Raw genomic sequence first — 4,657 nt, 5'->3', positions numbered from 1 at the left:
TGATCTCGGCCTCCATCTCCGACACACCCAGCTTCACGCGGGTGGCGGCCGGGGCTGCGCCAGAGACGCCCGCCACGCCATTACGCTGCTGCTTGCGTGCCCAGTTGCCTATCGTCGCCACCGGTACCCCGAGGCGGCGTGCCGCCTCGTTATGCCCTACAGAATTGGCCAACCTTGCCGCTTCCGTGCGAAATTCCTCGGTGTAGCGACGATTCGGTACGTTCTTTTCGACCATCTCGACCTCCGTTCAACAGATTATCCAACATCTCTGCTGTACGTCGTTTCGAGGCATGGTCAGTCACTTGGTCTATCGGGATCGGTGATCGTTTGGTGGTCGAATCGATGCTGGACGCAGGTGCTGACTTGGATCGGGCGCGGGGAAATCAGTCCTTGATGTCTTACCTTGTTGAATGCTTGGTCTCGCGCAAGAAGTTGGACATGGGTGGGCTCGATCCGCAATGCCTCGCCGACATTATCCGCGTTCTTGTGAGCCGAGGTCTCCTGGATCATGCCGAAGCACGAGCATACCTGGTCGGACAAAACCACGAACTTTCGCATGACGAGGCAGAGCCACTACTCAATGCTGTAAAACCGTGTGAGTCGAGTGTCTTGAGGTGGCGACACGAAATGTGACGTGCGAGGCTGTAAAAGTCTGACTCAAGTCAGGCGAATTTCGCCGCTCGAACAAGGTCCATCATCGGGCCTTTTATTTTTCCTTCCATCTACTGCCATCGTCGCTCGGTCTGCGATGCATAGTGTGTCAGCCGCATCGGCGCCCGATTTCTCGTTATCCATGCCAGAAACTGCCACCTGCCTACGGTTTTCGTCAAAACTGGCAATCTCACGAGCCCTTTCGAGCACGTCGGCTGGGATTTGATCCAGATCCGGCAGTTGATCGAACCAGGTCGACCATCTTTTCCCCAAAGCATTCAAGGATATTTCGTCTGTTTTGGTCCTCCGAGCATGAGCAAGAATTAACCTCTCGACCCCGTCCGGAAGTTTGTTCTCCATGTATTTCTTGAATATCCAGAGATGTATGTCAACCAACTCAAGGCCACAACTATCAGTTCCAGCTACGAACTCGAGCGGAATGTCGGGGATGTGGGTGTGATCCTGCATCGGCAGACCTGGCCCTAAGGAGAAGTTCTCGTCTTTGTTATCTCGATAATACGTAGCCAAGGCCTGCTGCGCTTTGTTGAACTGTGTTTGCTGATCGACAACGACTTTTGATGCCTTTCGTTTTGCGGCTCCAAGGCGCATAGCGATGCCGTGCATGACAAACTGAAAACCAATCATGTTTGGCGTAACATCCAGCATGCGTTTCTTATTAGGAACGTTGTATGCAATATCTTTAGGGTTTTGCTCAGACCACCGTAGCGCGTCCCCAATCAGGGTCCGAACTCTCGCGTCATCCAGTCGTCCGACGCGTTCGCCCAACCTTCTGCATACCTCTTGCATCAACGGCAAGGCAACCCGGTCGTCTGGTGTAATTCTCGCTTCCCATGCGAGACGAGCTAACTCCTCATTGAATAGCGAGGCAACTTTCAAAAGCAGGACATATCTCAAGGGCGTCCAATACCCAGTCCAAGTTACTGCCGGATTGACGCCTTGATCGAAAACCTGATTAAAAAAGCAAATGATTGCATGGTCAGCTTTTGCGACACGATAAATATCAAATCGGATGTCGTATGCCTTGATCATCGGTAGGATTTGGGGCACGATGCCTTTCAGTCCGGCTGCGCCGAGGTCCGATGCATGCAGTCTTGGTACTCCCAGGCTTTGCCGAATCTGCTTGATTTTTTCAGCGGCGATAACATCGAGGTTGATTTTACTCGACAGAACGCCGTAATACAAAATCGGTTGGACCTCGTCAAAGAGATTGGGTCCGGTGTGACCGGACTCATCGACGTAGAAGTACATGTGCAGATGACCTTGGACTGAGATTACGAGTTTTATACACCAAGATCGGCCATTCGAGAGCAAGTTCTATGGCTCGACTTCTTTTGGCAAACAATACAAAAAGGTCAACGTTTATGGTTTGATGTCACCATTCCGCTCAGGCAGGTCGGCATTCCCATGCGTCCCAGTGTTGTTCGAGAAGCTCTATAAAACCGGTCGGGGGCACCAATGACTTTTGGGCAGCAAGTTGCTCGAGGCCGTCGTCGCCGAAGTCATTGTACGCAGCCGTGAGCGCGACCCTAAATCGCTCCCCTTCGATGTCGAAGGGTGGCAGCGAGTAGCGCTTGGGCGAATGAACTTGAACCGCTTGGTGAGGGTAATCTATTGAAAATGCAGGATCGTCCTTGTCCGTCGTGACCACGAAATCGACGTACATCCATATCGGATTCAGCGGTTCCAGGCGCGTATCGAAGCAGAGGATCCAATCGTGCGCTTGGTATTGCTTATCCCAGAAAGGTAAAAAATCGCTGGCCTCGCGCACGCCGTATCGAAGCTTGGCCTCGTCCGTTGCTGCTTGTGAGACCTCCCCATCTTCGGTCCACCAGCCAATCTTCCAAGGCTTCGGTGCCAGGGATGTCCGCCACTCGTCAAACGTGGTGGATTCTGTCTTGGAGTTCCCCGAGCCTTTCACACCCTTCGCCGTGAGCATGTCGTTCTCACGTTGCAACTTCAGCAAATCGACTTTCAATATGGGCTTCGGCTTGATCGAGGCGATGATTCGATCGATGTCGACCTGGCCGGCGTCCAGAAACACACCTGCTTCCTTTGAACCGCCTCGGGCAAGCGCGTTGCCCGAGGCATTGGCTGATGTGATGACGCATCCGTTTATGCTGGACCAATAGATTTTCATGTGCAGTTTGGGAACATGAAACAACTGAGCCCCGCGTTTTCGGAGTTTCTCTAACGCCACATCGCTCGTCGCACCGGGCTTCAGGTCGCATACGATGGTTAAACCCTCGGGCGATGGCAGAAAATCGCAGGCTCCGGATCCAACATACGCAACGATGACAACCCGCCGCTCATCGTTCTTGCCGATCTTGGTCAGCACTTGCTTGATCGCCGTGTGGACATCGCCGGAGTCGTACAGAACATTCATCGTCGTCAGCCGTGGTTTGGACGCACACATCGTAGCATCGCAATATTACCGATCGCACCGATACACATCGCGCTCGTTGGACCAGGGTGACCAAGGGCAGGGCGTGCGCGTGATTGCATGGACCATCGGCAACCGGTAACGCTCGGTCTCAAACGGATATTCCACGTCACGCCAGCTGTACGCCGGCAACACCGGCACAATCATCCATCCAGCTTCTTCGAGCATCGAAGCCATGCCCTCAACCTCGTACGGGTTCGACCGCCAGACGCGGTATCTACCAAGGCCTTGCACCGCAGCCGCAAAGTCGGTGAGGCAAGCGTCGTGCGCCACAGTTTCGTCGGACGTCACCAACCCTTTTGTAGCCCGAGCTTTCAACCGCCGCCGTTCGCTCGCTGCCTCGTCCTCGTCCAACTCGCCCTCCGCATACGCCTCGTCGATCGCCTTTTCATACGCTCCGACCATCGCTTCGGTGAGCGTTGATCCTTTCACAAGCAAGCACGACCAGTGCTCTGACGGCACCGTAAAGTAAAATACCGTTCGACTTTCCGAGCCGTCACCGGCGTACCAGGCGGGCACGAACACATCCCGCCGGTGAAGCCTCCTCGGAAGTTCGGAGAGAGTCCTGTAGACGTAGAAGTCCGGGGACAAGACGTTGCTTTTCATAGCATCACGACACCTATCGATCCCTTTACGACGGCGAGACGCTCATCCAACATCGCCTGGCGTTTCGCTTTCGCCTGTTCGCGCACGACCTCCCTCCGGACCGGTCTGGCCTGAGCAGCCCACCTGGCCACCCGTCGAGTCTCTTGTAACCACCTTTGAGCTGGCAGCGTCACAAACCAGCGCTCCTCGTGTTCTCGAGCACGCTCCTCGGTGTGCCGGCGGTACGTTGCACGCTCGGCGGGTGTCATGTCCGGCTCGACCAGCAACGAGTTTTGCTCGATAAAGTCCCACGCGGCAGTGAACCACGTCGCCCGCGGCACCTCGAACAGTGCCACAGCGTCCGACCTCAAGCTACGCCCCCCGAAACCATGACGGAGTTGCAACGCAAGGTCACCGTTGCGTGCAATCGGCAACGTCCGGGGATCCCAAGCGAAATAGCCGGCGTCGCGATACACGCCAGCATAGACTTTCACGCGCGGCTCGTCCCATCGCTTCTCGAGCATGGCAAGGGCCACGCTCTCTTTGCGAACGCTCAACGGGAGAACGTGATTCAAGGATTTGAGCAGGGCAGCATGGCGCTTCTTGCGGAGCACGTCGAGCAATGGCTCCGATGTAGCTTTTCCTATGGCTACCCAATCCGAAACGTAAGCGTCCAGCCAGTACATCTTCTCCATCCGATCTAAAAGCGCGAGGATTGCCGATTTCATAACGGGATCGGAAGCGATGAGAGAAGAGCCGGATGTAATCGAGGTCAAGCCGTCGACAGCACGTCGACGCTTTAGCACGACGTTCAAGCGGGAACTGGTGGAACAGACGTTGCGCCCCGACGTCTCGATGGCCGCGGTGGCGTTAGCCAACGGCCTCAACACGAACCAGCTTGCCCGATGGCGGCGCGAGTATTTATTGGGTACGGGTGCCAGTCCGATGCCATTGCCCGCA

Annotated in this window: 6 protein-coding genes; 1 reads left to right on the top strand and 5 read right to left on the bottom strand. The window is 55.4% G+C overall.

Annotated elements, in window-relative coordinates; genetic code table 11:
• The 5 genes from OVY01_RS22720 to OVY01_RS22700 all read right to left on the bottom strand — a co-directional run.
• A partial coding sequence (locus OVY01_RS22720) for a transposase (protein WP_267849861.1) occupies positions 1–235 on the bottom strand: 235 nt, incomplete at its 3' end.
• Between the two features lie 422 nt (positions 236–657).
• Positions 658–1,920: a DUF3800 domain-containing protein gene (locus OVY01_RS22715; protein WP_267849918.1), complete on the bottom strand. Its 1,263-nt coding sequence runs from the start codon at positions 1,918–1,920 to the stop codon at positions 658–660.
• Between the two features lie 136 nt (positions 1,921–2,056).
• A complete protein-coding gene (locus OVY01_RS22710; RefSeq protein ID WP_267849917.1) occupies positions 2,057–3,055 on the bottom strand; it encodes a phospholipase D-like domain-containing protein in 999 nt (332 codons plus the stop codon).
• Positions 3,056–3,100: 45 nt separating this feature from the next.
• Entirely contained in the window at positions 3,101–3,718 is a 618-nt protein-coding gene (locus OVY01_RS22705) for a hypothetical protein (protein WP_267849916.1), read from the bottom strand.
• A complete protein-coding gene (locus OVY01_RS22700) occupies positions 3,715–4,425 on the bottom strand; it encodes a hypothetical protein (protein ID WP_267849915.1) in 711 nt (236 codons plus the stop codon). The genes OVY01_RS22705 and OVY01_RS22700 overlap by 4 nt, the downstream gene beginning before the upstream one ends.
• Before the next feature lie 16 nt (positions 4,426–4,441).
• Here OVY01_RS22700 and OVY01_RS22695 point away from each other — a divergent pair.
• Positions 4,442–4,657 (top strand): transposase (locus tag OVY01_RS22695; protein WP_267849914.1); only part of this gene is annotated, 216 nt, incomplete at its 3' end.

The sequence above is a fragment of the Robbsia betulipollinis genome (genome assembly GCF_026624755.1).
GTDB lineage: Bacteria > Pseudomonadota > Gammaproteobacteria > Burkholderiales > Burkholderiaceae > Robbsia > Robbsia betulipollinis.
The sequence above is the reverse complement of the archived record's forward strand: the minus strand, read 5'-3'. Positions and strand labels throughout refer to the sequence as shown.

Bases quoted from the DNA above. Each gene is read 5' to 3' on its own strand.
- OVY01_RS22710 (WP_267849917.1), bottom strand. From the start codon at position 3,055: ATGAATGTTCTGTACGACTCCGGCGATGTCCACACGGCGATCAAGCAA.
- OVY01_RS22700 (WP_267849915.1), bottom strand. From the start codon at position 4,425: ATGAAATCGGCAATCCTCGCGCTTTTAGATCGGATGGAGAAGATGTAC.
- OVY01_RS22715 (WP_267849918.1), bottom strand. From the start codon at position 1,920: ATGTACTTCTACGTCGATGAGTCCGGTCACACCGGACCCAATCTCTTT.
- OVY01_RS22705 (WP_267849916.1), bottom strand. From the start codon at position 3,718: ATGAAAAGCAACGTCTTGTCCCCGGACTTCTACGTCTACAGGACTCTC.